Source organism: Rhodococcus sp. TAF43 (genome assembly GCF_052113525.1).
In the GTDB taxonomy this organism is placed as follows: domain Bacteria; phylum Actinomycetota; class Actinomycetes; order Mycobacteriales; family Mycobacteriaceae; genus Prescottella.
On sequence record NZ_JBFRDL010000102.1, the window covers coordinates 1 to 3,792 of the forward strand.

The 3,792-nt window shown below is 64.6% G+C and carries 4 protein-coding genes; 2 read left to right on the forward strand and 2 right to left on the reverse strand.

Going from position 1 to position 3,792, the window contains the following annotated elements; genetic code table 11:
• Positions 1-168: TerD family protein (locus AB4Z09_RS28830; RefSeq protein WP_442241366.1), on the forward strand; the 168-nt coding region annotated here is incomplete at its 5' end.
• A gap of 255 nt (positions 169-423) precedes the next feature.
• Here the strand turns inward: AB4Z09_RS28830 and AB4Z09_RS28835 are convergent.
• Positions 424-1,086, reverse strand: coding sequence for a response regulator (locus AB4Z09_RS28835; protein WP_442241363.1), 663 nt, complete (start codon positions 1,084-1,086; stop codon positions 424-426).
• A gap of 58 nt (positions 1,087-1,144) precedes the next feature.
• Entirely contained in the window at positions 1,145-2,359 is a 1,215-nt protein-coding gene (locus AB4Z09_RS28840; protein WP_442241364.1) for a sensor histidine kinase, read from the reverse strand.
• A gap of 571 nt (positions 2,360-2,930) precedes the next feature.
• Here AB4Z09_RS28840 and AB4Z09_RS28845 point away from each other — a divergent pair.
• Positions 2,931-3,566 carry a DUF4352 domain-containing protein gene (locus AB4Z09_RS28845; protein ID WP_442241365.1) on the forward strand — a complete coding sequence of 212 codons (636 nt, stop codon included), beginning with the start codon at positions 2,931-2,933 and terminating at the stop codon, positions 3,564-3,566.
• Positions 3,567-3,792 lie beyond the last annotated feature (226 nt).

Here is a 3,792-nt window from a genome sequence, read left to right on the forward strand (position 1 = left end):
AACTCCGAACTCGCCCGTTACGACCTGTCGGAGGACGCATCCACCGAGACCGCAATGGTCTTCGGTGAGCTCTACCGCAACGGCGCGGACTGGAAGTTCCGTGCCGTCGGCCAGGGCTACGCGTCGGGTCTGTCGGGTATCGCCCTCGACTTCGGTGTCAGCGTCTAGGGTGTAACACCCGGTGGCGTCGCGACTGCTCGAACCGGTTGCGCCGCCCCCGTTCCGGACAGAGTCAGCGAGAGTTGACCTCTGCCGAGGAAGGGGGCCATCGGTGGGCACCAACTGTCCGGCGCCGCCGTCGCCTGTGGTCGGCCGCCACCCGCGAACGAGGTTTTCGTACGAACTGTTCGGATGGAACTGCACAGACCTGACAACGGGGACCGGATCGGCGAGTGCGTGCACCTCGGGTCCCATGCATACCGCTTAGTGGACGAGGCCGGCCCGAAACGCGACGAGGGCGGCTTCGACCCTGTTGCGGGCTCCGAGTTTGGTGAAGACGGCGGAGATGTGGGTCTTGACTGTCGTCTCGCTGAGGAACAGCCCTGCCGCGATATCGGCGTTCGAGGCGCCGGTGGCGAGGGTGCACAGCACGTCGCGTTCGCGTTCACTGAGCATTCCGACATCAGCAGTCGGCGGGAAGGCCGTCTGAGGTGAGTGGGGTGCGTTCGCGACTATCCGGCGTAGGGAGTCCTGGCTGAAAAGGGTGTTCCCGGACGCGACCGCGCGAACGGACTGATGGAACGTTTCGGGGGCTTCATCCTTGGACAGGAAGCTGTGCGCTCCGGCGGCGACTGCCTGGATAACGAGGTCGTCGACGTCCATCGCGGTCATCGCAATCACTCGGGGCGGCGCCGGGAGGGTCATGAGATGCCGGGTGGCGTCGAGTCCGCCGATGCGTCGCATTTTCAAGTCCATCAACACCACACGGGGCCGGTGAGTGGCGACCGCGGCGGGGACGCGGTCGCCGTCATCAACTCCCGCGATGACAGTGATGTCGGTGGTGGCGGCGAAAATGTCGGCCACCCCGCGGCGGACGAACGGGTCGTCGTCGGCGATGAGCACGGTGATGGCGTCGTCTCCAGTCATGGTGCGGACAGAATATTCCCCGCCGCGCCGCGCCGAACAACGGGCAGCCGTAACCGGTTCAGGCGTACCAGGGGAGCCAGCAGTCGACGATGAATTCGTTGCCGAGGACGCCAGCATTGAGGGTGCCGCCGATGTCACGAGTCTGCTCGGAAAGCCCGTGCAGGCCCGCACGGGAACCCAGTGGAACGACAGGTGGCTGCGAACTCAGCGTGTTCCGGATGTCGATGCGGATGCCGTGATCGTCGGCGCCAGTGATCGCGATCCGTACGGTCTGGTCGCTCGCGTACTTCTGGGCGTTGGTGAGCGATTCCTGCACGACCCGGAACGCGACATGCCCCGACACAGTGCCGATGTCGCCAGGACGCAGGTCGGTGAACAAGGTGGTGTGCAGCCCGGCGGCGCGCGCGGATTGCACGAGATCGGCGACGGTGTCGATGCCCTGATGGCTGCTCGCCCCGGTGCCCGCGGCTGCGGTCCCGCGCAGGACCCCGACGATATGTTTGAGGTCGTCGAGGGCGTTGTGGGCGGTCGAGCGGATCATCGAGGCGGTGTTGGCGACCTTCTCCGGGTTGTCGGCGCCATTGACCTGGAGGGCGCCGGCGAACAGGGAGATCCGGCTCAGGCTCGCGGCGAGGGTGTCGTGCATGTCCCGGGCGATGCGGGTCCGTTCCTCGGTCCGGATCATCTCGTCGCGCATCGCGTAACTCTGACTGTGCGCACGGTCGCGGCTGTGCTCGGCCTCCGCCAGCTCGGTCCGGGTGTGCTTGAGCAGGGCGATGCCGACCACGATCGCCACCAGCATCGCGGCAACAAACCACGGGATCCACAGTGCGATATCCCATTCCGGCTTCGGTGCGCCCTTTTCCGGCTTCGTCGACGCGATCGTCAGGACTGAGTTGTCGCGGGTCCGATTGGCGTCGTAGGTCAACGACACGCCACACGCGAGGAACACGCCCACTGTCGCGGCGGCGAGCCGCTCGCCGCGCTCGGATCCGGCGATCGCGTAGAGCACGATCAGCGCGGCCGTGGCATCGGTCGTGAAGAACAGTGGCCCGGCCAACGCRATCGCGAGTACCAGCCACGGGCGTTCGTGCCGCCACACCAACGCCACGGCCGCCGCCAGGTTCAACATCAGCCCGAGGCCGATGTTCAGGTCGTGGACGTTCCCTGAGTCCGCGGACAGACCGAGGGTCATCAGGGTGCAGAACACGCTCAGCGTCACCGCGCCCGTCGTCCAGGCACGGCGACGGATCTTCTCGGATATCGCAGTCACCCAGTGGAGGCTACGCGGCGCCGCACACTGGCCGACATGACCCGAAAGGAGGAACCCTGTTCTGCGATCCGACCGAAAGGACGACCAACACTGTCCGATCGGACGAGGCGCCGGCCCATGTTCGTCGAGTGAACTATCGGTACCACCACAACCGCAGCGAAAGGGGGACAGGCCGATGACCAGCTTGTAGCTGCGAATCTCTCAAACCGGACGCACGTGAGAGCAACACAAAGCGAGTCATCCCCCGAGTGGGCGGTTGCACAGGCCCGCAATCGGATCTGCCGTCATCAGCAGCGCTGTAGTCGGTCGCTCGGTGCTGCCTTTCGTCGTCCCGCTGCAGATGGCCGGCTCCACGAGCATCTAGCTACCTGACCGAAGCTTCGGCAACGAAATCGCCCGCCTTCCGACGCTCGGGAAACGGAGCGTTCGTCACCGGACTGACACACCGCAAACCGACCACGCACCCGTGGTTGTCAGTTCAGCGCAGTCCGAGCCGCGCGAGTGGTAAATCGACCCCATACCAACACCATCCCCAGTTCAGCAGAGCGGGGGCTTCCCAGGAGACACAGACATGACAGACCCCAACCAGTCCAACGCCGGACAGCCGTACCCGCAGGATCAGTACCCACAGCAGCCGCCGGCGAAGAAGAAGCGCAAGATATGGCCTTGGATCATCGCCGGTGTCCCGATCCTGATCTTCGGCGGCTGCACTGTCGCGATGGTTTCCGCCGTTGGTGGGGACAAAGAAGCCACGGTCTCCTCTGGATCCGGTGAGGCAGCCGCTCCGGCCGCGAACAGTRGCCCGGACTTCCCGGGCAAGCTCAAGAAGGACACCTCCGCAGTAGCCGGTGACACCATCACCCGCGACAACCTTGCTTACACGGTGACTCCGCTCGAGCAGGCGAGCAGCGTGTTGGGAAATAACTTGTGTAGCAACGTCGCAATCAAAAACGTAGGCGACAAGCAGAACGACTTCAACGGCTACTTGGACTGGAAGATGCAGGATCCGAATGGCGCAATCCGTGACGCAACCTTCGCCCCGGACAAGGAACTGCTGAACTCCGGACAGCTCGCCCCCGGCGGGCAGGCCTCGGGCAGCGTCTGCTTCGACGCACGCCAGGGAGCGGCCCCTGGGATCTACGTCGTGCTGTTCAACGACACCTTCTCTCTGTCCTCGGACCGAATCGCCTGGGTCAACACCCTCTGACCTTCACTATCTCCTCACAACCGGCCGACAGTGACCTGCCACATTTGGTTGTTTGGCTATTGGGCCCGTGAACCGTCTGATGGGCCGGTGGGGCGAAGCAAGAAGGAGCATCGCGGGATCGGGTTGACGAAGTACACCGGACGGTGCCCCGACCAGGAGTACACCCAGTATCAATTCTGACAGTGGAATGTTTCGCGCAACCGCGCGTCTACCTGCATACGCGACA